The following is a 14,332-nucleotide window of genomic DNA, read 5'->3' as shown; positions in this document are numbered from 1 at the left end:
GGAGCGCAAGGTCATCCGAACGAGGGCGTGTCGCGGCAGGTCACGACCCCTCAGCGGAAGACGGACGGCGGGGGCTCGGGCGAGGCCACCGCCGAGGCGTCGGCGACCGGGGCCGCTCCGCCCGCGAAGTCGGCGAGGGCCCGGCCGTGCTCGACCCGGCCGGGATGCGGGTCGCTCGCCACCCTGCGGGTGAACTCGGCGACCGGCAGCTCCCGGTCGGCGGCCGCCAGCACCGCATTGCCGAACCGTTTCCCCCGCCACACCACCGGGTCGGCGGCCAGCGCCAGGTGCTCGAAGCGGGACGCGGCCGTCGCGATCTGGCCCTTCAGGTGCGCGAGCGGCGGACCGTCCGCGAGGTTGGCCACGTACCACCCGCCCGGCGCGAGGGCGCGGCGTACGTCGTCCAGGAACTCGGCGCTGGTCAGGTGCGCCGGGGTGCGCGCACCGCTGAACACGTCCGCGATCACCAGGTCCGCCCAGCCGTCCGGCACCTTGGCCAGGCCCGCCCGCGCGTCCACCGCCCGGACCCGGACCCGCGCCTGCGGGTCCAGCGGCAGGTGCTCCCGTACGAAGGCCACCAGCGCGGCGTCGATCTCCACGACCTGCTGGGTCGAGCGGGGGCGGGCGGCGGCCGTGTAGCGCGCGAGGGTGAAGGCGCCGCCGCCCAGGTGCACCACGTTCAGGGGCTGCCGGGCGGGCGCGACGAGGTCGATCAGGTGGCCGATCCGCCGCTGGTACGCGAAGTCCAGGTACCCCGGATCGGCCAGGTCCACATGCGACTGCGGGGCTCCGTCGATGAGCAGGGTCCAGGCGTCCGCGCGCTCGCGGTCGGGAGCCAGCTCCGCCGTGCCGCCGCCCACCTGCCCGACGACCGCCTCGGAGGTACCGCGCCCGCGCGCTCTGCTGCTGCCTCTGCCCTTGCCTGCCACCACCCCATTGTCGCCGGTCAGCGGCAGTTGTCCGCCGCCTCGATGAGGCGGGCCGCCTCCCCGAGCGCGGCGCGCAGCACCTCCGGGTCGGTGACCGGACCGACGGCCTCCGGGGGCAGCAGCCAACCGGTGTCACCGGCGGTGGGTGACACGTCGACGTCACCGAAGCGCATGCCGCGCCCGTTGGTCTGGGTGCACGCGCTGCCCGGCAGGTCCCAGGCGTCGGCGGTGCCGGGCGGGACCAGGAAGCCGAGGGTGTCGCCGGACCCGTCGTGCAGCACGGGGCCGACCCCGCCGGCCAGGCTGGCGGCGCGGCGGATGATGTCCACGGCCTCCAGGCCTTGCCGGGTGGGCACGGTGACCAGGTCCGGCGCCTCCGCCGGGACGACGACCGCTGCGACCGCGACGGTCACGACACCCGGGGCGGCCGCGACGGCCGGGACGGGGGTCGCGCCCGAAGACGCGGGCGCGGTGTTCATTCCAGTGCTCTCCATGCCGCCCTCCACCAAGGGAACCCCTCCTCGATCCGCGTACGAGCGGGGCGGGAGTCAGCTCACACCCCGCATGGGCTCAACGCGCCAAAACGTCAACGGGTGCGGCGGCAAGACGCTGCAAAGGATGGCAGTTCATGGCGGATCGCGGGTGAGATATCCCTTTTGTAGCCAAACACCGCATGAGTCGCCCGCCGCTGGCGGTACGTTCATGCGCGCCGGGCCCGGCTCCATCCCGCGGTACCGGCGGTGCGTCCCTTGCCAGAGAGGCCACGTCCATGGCGGCGTTCCCCCACTCACCCAATCAGACGTTCCGGCGGCTGCGCGGGCAGCACTCCCCGGCCGAGTTCGCAGCCATGGTGCGCCGGGCCGCGAAGGAGATCGGAGAAACGGTTTCCTGCGACGCCCGCTACATCGGCCGGGTCGAGTCCGGCGAGATCCGCTGCCCCAACTACGCGTACGAGCGGGTCTTCCTCCACATGTTCCCCGGCCGGACCCTGGCCGATCTGGGCTTCTCCCCGCGCGAGGCGGTGCGCGGCCGGTCGGCGCAGCGCACCGGCCCCTTCACCCACAAGGAGAGCGACGTGCTGCGTCGCGCGTTCATGGCGGGCGGCTCCGCGACCGTGGCGGCCGCGACGATCGGCCTCCCCCTGCTCGGCGACACCCGTCGGCCGCCCTCCCGGGCCGGCGAGTCCGAGGCGGCGGCGGTCGAGGAGGCCGTACGCCAGATCCGGCTGCTGGACGACCGGCACGGGGCCGACGCCCTGTACCGCAGGGCCGCCGAACCCCTGCGCGCCGCGTACGCGCTGCTGGACGCGGGAGCCGCCCGGCAGTCCACCGAGGACCGGTTGCACGCGGGCGCCGGTGAACTGGCCATCTCGGTGGGCTGGCTGGCCCACGACTCCGGCCGCTTCGAGGACGCCCGCTCGCACTACGCGGAGGCCCTGGCGACGGCCCGGGTCGCGGGGGACGCGGGCCTGGAGGCGCACGCGTTCAGCAACATGGCCTTCCTGGCCCGGGACTGCGGGCGGCCGCGCGAGTCGGTACGGGCGGCCCAGGCGGGCCGCCGCGCCGCCCGCTCCCTCGGTTCCCCCCGGCTGCTCTCGCTGCTCGCCCTGCGCGAGGCGGGCGGCTGGGCGGGCCTGGCGGACCGCAAGGCCTGCGAGGAGGCGCTGACCCGGGCGCACACGGAGTTCTCCCGCGGCGCGGCGGGCGCGGACCCGGAGTGGATGTCCTTCTTCGGCGAGGCCGAGCTGGAGTCCCTGGAGTCGCGGTGCTGGGCGGCGCTCGGGGAGCACGCCCGTGCGGCCCGGCACGCCCGCCGCGCGGCGGACCTCCAGGATCCGCACTTCGCCCGGAACGTGGCCCTCTACACCGCCGAGCTGGCCGACGACCTGGCCCGGGCCGGCGCCCCGGACGAGGCGGCATGGGCGGGCGGGCGGGTCCTGGACCTGCTCGCCGAGGTCCAGTCCACCCGGATCCGGTCCATGCTGTCGGGGACGGCCCGCATCCTGGTCCCGCACCAGCGCAGCCCGCGCGTGGCGGACTTCCTGACCCGCCACGCCACGGCCTGACGGGCCGCACGGCCTGACCGGCCCCGGCCCGGCCGTCCCCGATCCGGTCAGCCGCTGACGTACTCGTACACCGCGCCGTCGGGGTGCCGGAGCACGGCCCGCCGCCCGTTCGGCGTGTCGGCGGGCGCCGCGACGACCTCGGCGCCGGGCGCCTCGCCCCGCGCGACGACCGCGTCCAGGTCGGCCACACGACGCCGCACTACCACGGATGTGATCGTCACGGCCCCGTCCTCGCAGCCGCATCGATCCCTCAACCACCCTCCCCGGTACGGGACTTCGGGCTGCTGTCAGCCGTCCAGGTGGCCCGTGTCGTTCCAGCGCTCCAGCGCGGGGGCCCCGTACGCCCAGCCCAGGACCGAGAGGGAGGCGGGCTCCAGGCGGATGCGGGCGCCGAAGGAGGCCTCGAAGCCGAGCCAGCGGGCGGCCAGGGTGCGCAGGATGTGGCCGTGGGCGAAGACCAGCACGTCGCGCTCGGCCGCACGGGCCCAGGCGACCACCTCGTCCGCGCGGGCCGCGACATCGGCGACGGACTCGCCGCCCGGGACGCCGTCGCGCCAGATCAGCCAGCCCGGGCGGACCGCCTGGATCTCGGCCGGGGTCATGCCCTCGTAGTCGCCGTAGTCCCACTCCATCAGCGCGTCCCACGGCTCCGCCTGGGCGCCGAAGCCCGCCAGGTCGCAGCTCTCGCTCGCGCGGACCAGCGGGCTGGTGCGGACCTCCACGCCGGGCAGGCCGTTCCACGGGGCGCGGGCCAGCCGCTCGCCGAGCAGCTTCGCGCCCCGCTTGCCTTCCTCCAGCATGGGCACGTCCGTGCGTCCCGTGTGCTTGCCGAGCTGGGACCACGCCGTCTGGCCGTGACGGGCCAGGAGGATTCGGGGGGCCATAGGAGATTCTCCCGGTACGTAAGGGCGTAATGATTCGCGTGCTTTTGTGATGGTTCGGGCGATTGCGTCGTCCGTCCATCATCCATCACATGAACACCAGGCAACCCACCCTGTCGCACAAGCGTCCTACACCGTATGACTGATCGGCAGAAGCCCACCCGCTGGTGGGCCGAACTGCTGCTCCTGGGGCTCGTCTACGGCGCGTACACCGGTGGCAGACTCCTCGCCCGGGGCGACGTGCACCTCGCCGTCGGCCACGGCCTCTCGATACTCCGGGCGGAGGAGCTGCTGGGGATCGACTTCGAACGGCCGCTCAACCGGATGTTCTCCCACCAGGGACTGCTCGGCATACCCGCCGACTTCGTCTACGCCTCCCTGCACTACCTCGTCACCCCGGCCGTACTGGTCTGGCTGTACCTGCGCCGGCCGCAGCACTACCGCAGCGCCCGCACCTGGCTGGTGGCCTCCACCCTCCTCGGGCTCGTCGGCTTCAGCCTGATGCCCACCTGCCCGCCCCGGCTGCTGGACACCGCGTACGGGTTCACCGACACGATGGCCCAGTACAGCGCGTACGGCTGGTGGGGCGCCGAGGCCAGTGCGCCGCGCGGGCTCGGGGGCCTGACCAACCAGTACGCGGCCATGCCGAGCCTGCACGTCGGCTGGGCCCTGTGGTGCGGGGTCCTGCTGTGGCGGCACGGGCGCCACCCGCTGCTGCGGGCGCTCGGCATCGCCTATCCCGCCGTCACCACGCTCGTGGTCATGGGCACGGCCAACCACTACTTCCTGGACGCGGCCGCCGGAGCCGCCGTGATGGCCGCCGGGTACGCGATCGCACGCCGACTGTCCTCTCGTACGGCCGGTTTCCGCGGTAAGACCACGATTGTCAGTGGCGGATGGGACACTTCCGCCCGTGAGCTCCTACCCGCCCAGCGGCCCGCCCCGGAAGACGACTCTGCGGCAGCGGCTCGCTGACCTGCGCGGCCCCGCCGTGCCGCCCCGCCCGCTCGACGCCCGCGCGCTGGCGGCGCTCGCCGCCAACCCCGGATGCGGCAGACGGGCCCTGCTCGACGGCGCCGGCGTGGACAAGACCGCCCTGGCCGCGGCCCTCGGCTCGCCCGCCGCCTTCGGCCAGTCGCAGTTCGCCATCGTCCGCGGGAACTCCTTCGAGGCCAGGGTCAAGGGCGACGGCGGAGCCGCCCTGCTGGAGCTGGTCCACCGGCACCTGGGCGCCGGAGCCGAACCGCCCGGCCCGGGCGCCCGCGTCCCCGACCTGACCGCCGCCGGGCCCGAGGGCCGCGCCGCGCGCACCGCGCTCGCCCTGCGCGAGGCCACCGCCGCCGGGGCCGCCACCGGGGCCTGGACCCTGCTGGACCACCCGATGCTGGCCCTGGAGGTGGCGGGCACCCCCGCCTATCTGGAGCCGGATGCCGTCGTGGTGCACCCCGACGGCCGCTGGACCGTCGTGGAGATCAAATCGTTCCCGCTGATCGACGGGGCTGCCGATCCCGCGAAGGTGGGCGCCGCCGCCCGGCAGGCCGCCGTGTACGTCCTGGCCCTGGAGAACACCGCCGAGAAACTGGCCTCCGCCGTGGTCGGGCACACCGTGCTGCTCGTCTGCCCGAAGGACTTCTCCAACCTGCCGACCGCCGCGCCCGTCGACGTCCGCCGGGAGCGCGCCGTGACCCGGCGCCAGCTGGAGAGGCTGACGCGGGTCGAGGAGCTGGCCGCGGCCCTGCCCGAGGGGCTCAGCTTCGACCCGGCGCGGCCCGCCGGGGAGCTGACCGAGGCGGTCTCGGCCGTCTCCGCCGCCTACGCCCCCGAGTGCCTGGCCGCCTGCGAACTGGCCTTCCACTGCCGGGAGCGGGCCCGCGCCGCCGCCGAGGTGACCGCCCTCGGCCGCTCCGTACGGGGGGAGCTCGGCGCGCTCACCACCGTCGAGGAGGCCCTCGCGGCCGCCGCCGGCGGCGGGTGCCCCGACGACCCGACCGCGGCCGCCCTGCACCAGGCGGCCCGGCTGCGCGCCGAGGCCCTGGAGGCGGCCGCATGTCCCTCCTGAACACCCTCGCGCGCCTCGAAGCCGTCCGGGCGGGCCGGGCGCGGGCGCTGGCGACCGTACGCCACCGGCATCTGAGCGAGCGCCCGCTGGTCCTCGTACCCCTGACGACGGCGGGCGAGGCCGGGGCCCCGCTCGGCGCGCTGATCGGCACGGATCCCGCCGAGCCGCGGCTCCTCGTGGTGGCGCAGCCGCGCGACCGGGACCTGCGCTGGGCGTTCCTGGCGGAGCTGGCGGACGTGGTCCTGCCGTACGTGGACGGGTACGCGGACGACGTCGAGTACGTGGAGCGGACCGAGACCGACCCGGAGACCGGCGCGAAGAGCAAGGTCTCCGCCGAACTGTGCCTGGACGCGCCCCAGGTGGTCGTGCCGAGCCGGGCCGGCATCGAGTACGTCCGGCTGCTGGGGCGGTCGATGCGGTTCCGGCGGACGGCCGAGGACGATCCGGAGAACCCGTATCCGGCGCCCACCCGGGTTCCGCTGCTGGGGCGCTGGTTCACGCACCTCGGCGAGCGCTCCCGGGTCCCGGGGGCCTCGATGCTGCTCTCGGCGACGGAGCTGCTGGGGCGCCACTGGGCCACCGGCCAGAGCAACCTGGAGGACCAGCACCTGGGCGCGCTCCTGTCGTGGATAGCCCCGCCGGAGGGGCAATCGGGCGCGGAGGCGGCCCTGCGGGCCGAACTCGGCCGCGACCGGGACGGGCAGCTGCTGGTCCCGCCCGCCGGACCGGCCACCGACCCGGCCTTCGACAACAAGCTGCTCGCCCCGGCGATGGCCCGCTACGACGCGGCGCGCACCGCGGGCGGCGGGCCGGCCCTGGACCGCGCCGAGGCGGCCGTCCGCGAGCTCGTCGCGGAGCAGATGCGGCCGACCTGGACGGCGGTGTGGCAGTCGCTGGAGCTGCTGCGCGCGCTGCCGCCCGGGGAGCGGGCCGAGGAGCGCTGGACCCGCGACCGCTGGTCGTACACCGGCCACCGGGACCGGGTCCGGGCGGGCGAGCCTCCGCAGCCGCGCCGCGACGACGCGGTGACGGCGGCCCGGAAGCTGGCGACGCGGGAGACCGAGCAGGTGCGGCTCGACGCCCAGGAGGCGCTGGACGATCCGCTGGTGATGGCGGGCCGGCGGCTGTCGGGTGAGGCGTTCGCGGGCGAGGTCACCGAGGTGGTGATGGAATGGACGGAGTCGAAGCGGCCGAGTCCGCGCCCGCTGGTGACGGTGGCCACGGAGGACCGTCCGCAGCTCGCGGAGGGCGGCGGGGGCAAGGTGTTCCGCTCGCTGGAGGGCCGCCCGCAGGCGGCGCAGTTCGTCCGCTTCGAGGAGGACGGCCGGCTCGTGCTGCGGCTGCTGGACAAGATGGGCCGCGGCCGGGAGCCGGAGCCGGGCTCGGTGCCGGACAAGGGCGACCGGGTCTGCTGGACGCTGTTCGAGCACGACGCGCGCGGCGGCCCGAAGCTGCCGGAGCCGGAGCAGACCCCGTGGACGCACGGCGGACCGCCGGGATCCGCGACCGCCGCTCCGCTTCCCGACGCCGTGACGGACGAGGACATCCTGTGAGCACCGCATTCGACCCGGGGGCCGCGGCCGCCGAGGCGACCGCCGCCATCCTGCGCGACACCCTGCACGGGAGCGAGCGCGGCGTGGTCGTCGACTCCCCGCCGGGGGCCGGCAAGTCCACGCTCGTGGTGCGGGCCGCCCGGGAGCTGGCCGCGGCCGGGCGCCGGCTGATGGTGGTCGCGCAGACCAATGCGCAGGTCGACGACCTGGTGCTGCGGCTCGCCGACAAAGACCCGGAGCTGAAGGTCGGCCGGCTGCACAGCAGCGACAGCGACGCGTACGACCCGGCGCTGCGCGAGCTGCCCTCGGTCACCCTCTCGGCGAAGCCGGGGGACCTGGCCGAGCTGCCGATCACCATTTCGACGGCGGCGAAGTGGGCGTACGTGAAGGACACGGAGCCCTGGGAGCACGCGATCGTCGACGAGGCGTACCAGATGCGCTCGGACGCGCTGCTGGCCGTGGCCGGGCTGTTCGAGCGGGCGCTGTTCGTCGGCGACCCGGGGCAGCTGGACCCGTTCAGCGTGGTCGGCGCAGAGCAGTGGGCCGGGCTGTCGTACGACCCTTCGGCGAGTGCCGTCAGCACCCTGCTGGCCCACAACCCGCAGCTGCCGCAGCACCGGCTGCCGGTGTCCTGGCGGCTCCCGGCGTCGGCCGCGCCGCTGGTCTCGCGGGCGTTCTACCCGTACACGCAGTTCCGCAGCGGTACGGGCCCGGGCGAGCGGCGGCTGTCGTACGGGGTCGCGGGCGACGGCTCGGGCCCGGACCGGGTGCTGGACGAGGCCGCCGAGTCGGGCTGGGGGCTGTTGGAGCTGCCTGCGCGGCACACCCCGCGCACCGACCCGGAGGCCGTGCGGGCGGTGGCCCTGGTGGTCCGCCGGGCGCTGGACCGGGGGGCGGTGACGGCGGACGAGCAGTCCGAGGTCCCGGCCCCGCTGACCGCCGACCGGATCGCGGTCGGCACGGCGCACCGCGACCAGGCGGCGGCGGTCCGCGCCGCCCTGGCGGAACTGGGCGTCGCCGGGGTCACGGTGGACACCGCGAACCGGCTCCAGGGGCGGGAGTACGACCTCACGGTGGTGCTCCACCCGCTGTCGGGCCGCCCGGACGCGACGGCGTTCCACCTGGAGACGGGCCGCCTGTGCGTACTGGCCTCGCGGCACCGGCACGCCTGCGTGGTCGTGGCCCGGGCGGGGATAGCGGAACTGCTGGACGACCATCCGTCCACGGAGCCGGTCCAGTTGGGGGTGACGATGAAGTTCCCGGACGGCTGGGAGGCGAACCACTCGTTCCTGGCCCACCTGGCGGAGCACCGCGTGGCATGGCGGCCGTGAACCGCATCGACCCGCCGAACCCGGCGCCGGGCCAGGGACGGTGCCACGGCCGCCGGACGGCTCGCAGGCGAATCATTCGGCCCTGGCGCACCCGGCCGAGCACCGCGTGGCACGCAAGCCCTGACGCCGTGGGGCCGGCGCAGCGGCCGGTCGCGGCCTGAGGGGCGGCGCTCTTGCGCGGCGTTGGACAATGGAGGGTGGCCCGGAAGGATCCCGAACGCGCAGCAGGAGGACACGCATGGCAGAGCCCGAGCGGACGACCGAGCGGAAGCTGCGGCCCGCGCCGCTGCTCTTCGAGCCCTCGGAGGCCGCCACGGACCCGGAGCACTTCTTCGACCTCGAGTCGATCGAGGACCCTCGGGAGCTGCTGGCCCGCGCCACCGAGCTGACGCTCGCGTTCCGGGCGGCCCAGGACCGGGCGGTGGAGTTCCAGGCGCTGGCCGCGGCGCAGCTCGCCGATCCGCGCCGGTTCGACCGGCTGCCGCCGGCGGCGATCGCAGCGCAGGCGGAGTGGACCGAGGACTACGCGCGCAAGATGATCGAGTTCGGCGAATCCCTCCAGCGCGAGGCAGGCCCGGAGGCTCCCTAGGGGGTGTCCGGGGGCTCGGGACGGGCTCGGGGCCGGCTCGGCTACTGGGGGGCCTCGCGGCACGCCGCGGTCGCGACGATCCCCGCCACGCCGGCCTGGGTCAGCCCCTTGGCGCAGCCGTCCTCGTCTCCCACGAGGCCCACGTAGCACGCGATCCGGATGGCGTCCGTGACCTCGGCACCCTGCAGCTGGACGATGTTCTGGCAGGCCTCGATGTCGGCGTGGGCCGCCGGAGCAGCGACGGCGACGCCGCCCAGGGCGAGGGCCAGGGCGGCGAGGACACCGGGGATACGAGCCGAACGACGCATGGGAACGCACCTGCTCTCGGTCGGTGCCGCGGTCCCGGGTGTCCCGGACCGCGCGCGGGGGCGGCGGCCGGGCCGCGCCCGAGGGCGGAGGCCGGATTCCCCGTGCCGGAGAGCGGGCTCACCGGCGGGCCGAGCGGGCGAACCCCCGCCCATACGACGCTAGAACAGTTCCGGAACGCACGCACTCGCGACCGGGGGCGCCGCCCTCGCGCCGCCCCCGCGCCGCCCTCGTGCCGCCCTCGTGCCGCCTCGCGCCGGGTGCGGCGTTCGACGCACCTGGCATATGCGGGGCGCAACATAGCCCACCATCCCCCGCCCTGTCCCGGTTTTCCGTAACTCCCGGAAACCGGATCGCTACGCCCGGTAGACCGGTCCACATGACGACGCTGACGACGGCACCCGCCTGCACCACCCCCGACGCACGCACCGCCTCCCACGTCACCCCCCAGGGCGCCGCCTGGCTCGCCTCCGCGTCGGCACATCCGCACAGCACCCTCGCCCTCTGGGAGGGCCGGGCCACCGCCCCCGCCACGCTGCCCTGCGGGACCGCCTTCGACGTCGTCAACGTCCCGCTCGTCCTCGGGCGCCGCATGCTCGACCTGCTGCGCGCCGAAGGCCCCGGCTCCGGGCCCGTCGCCGTGCACCGCGGGCGGATGCTGCTCTTCGCCGCCACCGGGACCGCCCACCGGCTCCCCGCGCTGCTCGCCTGGATGGGGGACCCCCCGACGAAGTCAGGGGGAGAATGGGGCGGCTCGGCGCCCGCACCCCTGTGCCACGGCCGCGGCGACGCCGTCACCGTGCCTCCGCTCGCCGCCACCCCCGGGCCGTCGCGCTGGCTCGTCGCCCCCGACACCCGCACCCCCTGGCTCCCCGGACCCGAGGCCCTCCTGTGGGCGTACGTCCGCGCCGCCCGAGCTGCGGATATCGATTTTTCCTTCCGGCCATCTCCCTGCTAATGTCTTCCTCGTCAGCAAGCGCCGCTAGCTCAGTTGGTTAGAGCAGCTGACTCTTAATCAGCGGGTCCGGGGTTCGAGTCCCTGGCGGCGCACAGACGGAAGAAGGCCCCCACGCAAGTGGGGGCCTTCTTCGTGTTCCGGCAGAACCGCCCTACGTGGTGATCTTGACCGTGTACGCGCCCGACGAGGTGCGGTCCGCCACCTCGATCCTGATCCGCTCCCCCGGCACCGTGAACGTCTGCCCCACCTCGAGCGGTGCGTCCGCCAGCGGCGGGTACACCGAGCGGTCCCAGCACGCCTCCGTGTCCGGATGCCCGTCGAGCACCTCGATCGGCCCGCCGCCCGACGCCGCTTCGTTGCGCACCCGGTAGACGAGGACCCCCTCCGTGCAGGTGTCCCCGTCGTTGCCGGCGGACCCCCGCGCCTCGACGGCGATCGCACTGCCGGTGCCCGTACGGATCACGGCGAGCCGGGTCCCGCCCGTGGCGCCCGCCACCGGGGCCTGCGCCAGCGGCAGCAGGGTGTGCAGCGAGGAGCCCGACTGCACGCAGTCCACCTGGGACGCGTCGAGCCAGCCGAGCTTCCACTTGTGCCAGGCGAACAGGTCCGGGGCCATCCCGAACTGGCTGCCCATGACGTCCCAGTCCCCGACGTGCGTGTCCCAGTCGCCCTTGCCGTCCGTGGGCCGGTGGTAGAGGTCGGGCAGGTCGAAGACGTGGCCGGTCTCGTGCGCCAGCACGTTCCGGTCCGGCGGGTGGCGCTCGAAGACGGTCACGATCCGCCGCAGGTCCGTCCCGTCCGCCCTGATCGGCCGGTCGAAGTTGACGACCTTGGTGGCGTCCGAGTCCACTCCGGGCGCGTCCGGGTCGGCGACGAAGTACACGACGTCGTACTGGGAGAAGTCCACCTCCCGGTCGGCGGCGGCGACCGCGTCCCGCAGGTACGCGGCCCGGTCCTCGGCCGCCCAGTCGCGCTGTATCCCGTACGCCGTGGACGGCTTGGGCATTCGGATCCACTGCTTCTGCGGGTGCGGGACCAGGTGGAACCTGCCGTACGAGGCCCGCTCGAAGAAGTCGCCGGTCGCGGGGAAGTAGTCGCCGGTCAGCTGCTCGGTCGTCAGGGTGGTCCGGTGGTCCGGGAAGGAGAGGAAGACCATGACCGCGTCGAGGGTGCGCTCCGGCTTGGGGTAGGCGCGGTTCCAGGTGTCCAGGCCGAGGGAGTGGTGTGCGGACGTACGGGTCAGGGCGCACGGCGCGGCCCCCGGAACGGCGACCGCGGGACCCGCGACGAGCGACATGGCGGCGAGCGCCGTCAGGGAGGTGAGCGCGGCCGCCGCGCTTTTCATGCGGGAGCGTTCCACTCCCCCGGGTGTCTGCTGTCGCGGCACATCGACCTCCGGTGGTGGATTCGTACCATCTCGTCCCACCTTGAGGCGATTGTCTTACTAATGCCCTGTTCCGCTGCCCCACACGAGTGAGGACCGCGGCAAGCCGGTGACCCCGGGGTTCACCCACATGCCTACAGAACGTCACGACCGATCACGGGAGATCAACGGGAGGCTTCCGCTGCTCAGAGCTGTGCAGAAACGATCGCCCGGGGTCCCGCCGACGAGGCGTCAGCACGCCGAAGTCCCGTGCCCCGCACGGCGACGCCGCTGGATAGGGCCGTACGGTGCCTCTATGATCGGCACACTTTCCTGCACGGACACTCACGAGCACTGCGGGAGCCAACGGTGAGCGGAACCTCAGAGGGAACCGGTTCGGCGGCCGACAGCATCCGATCGGCCATTACGGAGCGTTACCAAGCGGTGCCGGCCGTGCCGACGTCGCCGCCCCGCACCGAGTCCGAGCTGCACGATTACCGGGCCGCCTTCAACGCGGCCCACCTGGCGATGGCCGTCGTCGACCGCTCCGGCTACGTCGTCGCCGCCAACGCGGCGCTGGCCGGGCTGCTGGGCACCGAGCCGCACGCGCTGGTCGAGCAGTGCGCGGCCGACCTGGTCGACCTGGGCGCCGAGGCCCGCACCTGGCAGGCCTACCAGGAGGTGCTGCGCGGCCGGCAGGCCAGACTGCGCTGCACCCGCCGGCTCAAACACCCGGACGGGCACTCGCTGTGGACCGAGGTCACCCTCGGGCCCGTGCCCGGCACCCGGGACGTGCTGCTGTCCGTCGCCGACATCAGCGACCGCCGCGACCTCCAGGCCCGGCTGCGGCACCTCCAGATGCACGACCCGGTGACCCGGCTGCCCAACCGGGCGCTGTTCTTCGAGCGGCTCTCGGCCGCCCTGGAGGCCTCCTCGTACGAGCAGGGCGGCACCGGGCGGATCGGCCTGTGTTACCTCGACCTCGACGGGTTCAAGGCCGTCAACGACACCCTGGGCCACCGGGTCGGGGACCGGCTGCTGACCGCCGTCGCGGCCCGGCTGACCCAGTGCGCCGACCAGTCCGGGTACGGGCGCACCGGCGGGCACCTGGTGGCGCGGCTCGGCGGCGACGAGTTCGCCCTGCTGGTCGAGGACTCCACCGGCACCGAGCAGCTCGCCGACCTGGCGCGCAGCGTACTGGCCGCCGTACAGGAGCCGTTCGACCTCGCCGGGCAGCGGCTGTCGGTCTCGGCGTCGATCGGCGTCGTGGAGCGGGCCACGGACGGGACCTCGGCGACCGGGCTGATGCAGGCCGCGGACACGACCCTGTACTGGGCCAAGGCGGACGGCAAGGCCCGCTGGACGCTGTTCGACCCGGAGCGCAACGCGCACCGCATGACCCGCCAGGCGCTCAGCTCGACGCTGCGGCCGGCCGTGGAGCGGGGCGAGTTCGCGCTCGAGTACCAGCCGCTCGTGGACCTGGAGAGCGGTGCGGTGCGCGGGGTGGAGGCCCTGGTGCGCTGGAACCACCCGCAGTTCGGCACGCTGACGCCGAATCGGTTCATCGGAATTGCGGAAGAGGACGGCTCCATCGTCCAGTTGGGGCGGTGGGTGCTGCGGACCGCGTGCCGGCAGGCCCGGCGCTGGCAGATCGAGCAGCCGAGCGACTGCCCGGTCTTCGTCTCCGTCAACGTGGCGGTACGGCAGGTGTGGGACTCGGACCTGGTCGGCGACGTGGCGGGAATCCTGGCGGAGACGGGACTCGCCCCGCAGCTGCTCCAGCTGGAGCTGACCGAGTCGGCGGTGATGGGCTCCGCCGGGCGGCCGCTGCAGGCCCTCCAGGCGCTGAGCGACATGGGGGTGCGGATCGCCATCGACGACTTCGGCACCGGGTACTCGAACCTGGCGTACCTGAGCCGGCTCCCCGTATCAGTTCTGAAACTGGACGGTTCGTTCGTCAAGGGATTCCGCTACGAGGACGGGACGCACCCGAACCCGGCCGACGAAACGATCGTCGAAGCCCTGGTCCAGCTCGCCCACCGGCTCGGCCTGACGGTGACCGCGGAATGCGTGGAGACCGCCGGACAGGCGGCACGGCTGCGGCGCGTCGGCTGCGACACCGGCCAGGGCTGGCTGTACTCGCGGGCGGTGGCCCCGGAGCTGATCGCCGAGATGATCGGCACCAAGCCAGGTGCGGAGAACCGCCTCTAACGGCATTCCGCTTCCCTGCTCTGCGGTCACTTTGGCACCATTTGGGCGTTGGACAGACCGAAATCCCCCTGAAACGATCACCGGGCG

The 14,332-nt window shown here is 74.4% G+C and carries 13 protein-coding genes, 1 tRNA gene and 1 pseudogene; 9 read left to right on the top strand and 6 right to left on the bottom strand.

All coding sequences use genetic code 11. The features are described from left to right. Nucleotides 1-50: 50 nt before the first annotated feature. Entirely contained in the window at nt 51-956 is a 906-nt protein-coding gene (locus tag OG299_RS25045) for a spermidine synthase (RefSeq protein ID WP_443066183.1), read from the bottom strand. Then, entirely contained in the window at nt 947-1,423 is a 477-nt protein-coding gene (locus OG299_RS25040; RefSeq protein ID WP_266629048.1) for a hypothetical protein, read from the bottom strand. The genes OG299_RS25045 and OG299_RS25040 overlap by 10 nt, the downstream gene beginning before the upstream one ends. A 275-nt stretch (nt 1,424-1,698) precedes the next feature. Between OG299_RS25040 and OG299_RS25035 the strand changes: the two genes are divergently transcribed. Continuing rightward, nucleotides 1,699-2,994 (top strand): NsdA family TPR-like regulatory protein, encoded by a 1,296-nt coding sequence (locus tag OG299_RS25035; protein ID WP_266629047.1) that lies wholly within the window; start codon nt 1,699-1,701, stop codon nt 2,992-2,994. A 47-nt stretch (nt 2,995-3,041) separates the two neighbouring features. On the opposite strand, the gene OG299_RS25030 is transcribed toward OG299_RS25035, so the two are convergent. Together OG299_RS25030 and OG299_RS25025 are read right to left on the bottom strand one after the other, a co-directional pair. Then, a complete protein-coding gene (locus OG299_RS25030) occupies nt 3,042-3,215 on the bottom strand; it encodes a VOC family protein (protein WP_327362689.1) in 174 nt (57 codons plus the stop codon). A 66-nt stretch (nt 3,216-3,281) separates the two neighbouring features. After that, nucleotides 3,282-3,878 carry a histidine phosphatase family protein gene (locus tag OG299_RS25025; protein WP_266629043.1) on the bottom strand — a complete coding sequence of 199 codons (597 nt, stop codon included), beginning with the start codon at nt 3,876-3,878 and terminating at the stop codon, nt 3,282-3,284. Nucleotides 3,879-4,013: 135 nt separating this feature from the next. Here OG299_RS25025 and OG299_RS25020 point away from each other — a divergent pair, with 135 nt between their 5' ends. From OG299_RS25020 to OG299_RS25000, 5 genes are all read left to right on the top strand, one after another. Then, nucleotides 4,014-4,850 carry a phosphatase PAP2 family protein gene (locus tag OG299_RS25020; protein ID WP_266629041.1) on the top strand — a complete coding sequence of 279 codons (837 nt, stop codon included), beginning with the start codon at nt 4,014-4,016 and terminating at the stop codon, nt 4,848-4,850. After that, complete coding sequence (locus tag OG299_RS25015) at nt 4,789-5,934, top strand: hypothetical protein (RefSeq protein ID WP_327362688.1); 1,146 nt, start codon at nt 4,789-4,791, stop codon at nt 5,932-5,934. The genes OG299_RS25020 and OG299_RS25015 overlap by 62 nt, the downstream gene beginning before the upstream one ends. Then, nucleotides 5,922-7,487, top strand: a complete 1,566-nt coding sequence (locus OG299_RS25010; protein WP_327362687.1) for a hypothetical protein — start codon at nt 5,922-5,924, stop codon at nt 7,485-7,487. Before OG299_RS25015 ends, OG299_RS25010 begins: the two co-directional genes overlap by 13 nt. After that, nucleotides 7,484-8,818: an AAA domain-containing protein gene (locus OG299_RS25005; RefSeq protein ID WP_327362686.1), complete on the top strand. Its 1,335-nt coding sequence runs from the start codon at nt 7,484-7,486 to the stop codon at nt 8,816-8,818. Before OG299_RS25010 ends, OG299_RS25005 begins: the two co-directional genes overlap by 4 nt. A gap of 238 nt (nt 8,819-9,056) precedes the next feature. After that, nucleotides 9,057-9,407: a DUF8844 domain-containing protein gene (locus OG299_RS25000; protein ID WP_266629035.1), complete on the top strand. Its 351-nt coding sequence runs from the start codon at nt 9,057-9,059 to the stop codon at nt 9,405-9,407. Between the two features lie 41 nt (nt 9,408-9,448). Here the strand turns inward: OG299_RS25000 and OG299_RS24995 are convergent, their stop codons facing one another. Beyond that, nucleotides 9,449-9,715: a hypothetical protein gene (locus tag OG299_RS24995; protein ID WP_327362685.1), complete on the bottom strand. Its 267-nt coding sequence runs from the start codon at nt 9,713-9,715 to the stop codon at nt 9,449-9,451. Nucleotides 9,716-10,092: 377 nt separating this feature from the next. Between OG299_RS24995 and OG299_RS24990 the strand changes: the two are divergent. After that, nucleotides 10,093-10,699 (top strand): annotated as a pseudogene (locus tag OG299_RS24990) (bifunctional DNA primase/polymerase). Then, nucleotides 10,690-10,763, top strand: a tRNA-Lys gene (locus tag OG299_RS24985). The pseudogene OG299_RS24990 and the gene OG299_RS24985 overlap by 10 nt, the downstream one beginning before the upstream one ends. A gap of 59 nt (nt 10,764-10,822) precedes the next feature. Here OG299_RS24985 and OG299_RS24980 read toward each other — a convergent pair. After that, on the bottom strand, nt 10,823-12,016 hold the full coding sequence (locus OG299_RS24980; RefSeq protein ID WP_442817531.1) for a M6 family metalloprotease domain-containing protein: 1,194 nt from the start codon (nt 12,014-12,016) through the stop codon (nt 10,823-10,825). Between the two features lie 387 nt (nt 12,017-12,403). On the opposite strand from OG299_RS24980, the gene OG299_RS24975 reads away from it, so the two are divergent. Beyond that, nucleotides 12,404-14,245 (top strand): putative bifunctional diguanylate cyclase/phosphodiesterase, encoded by a 1,842-nt coding sequence (locus OG299_RS24975; RefSeq protein ID WP_327362682.1) that lies wholly within the window; start codon nt 12,404-12,406, stop codon nt 14,243-14,245. Nucleotides 14,246-14,332: the final 87 nt, after the last annotated feature.

This window comes from Streptomyces sp. NBC_01296 (assembly GCF_035984415.1).
GTDB lineage: Bacteria > Actinomycetota > Actinomycetes > Streptomycetales > Streptomycetaceae > Streptomyces.
The sequence above is the reverse complement of the archived record's forward strand: the minus strand, read 5'-3'. Positions and strand labels throughout refer to the sequence as shown.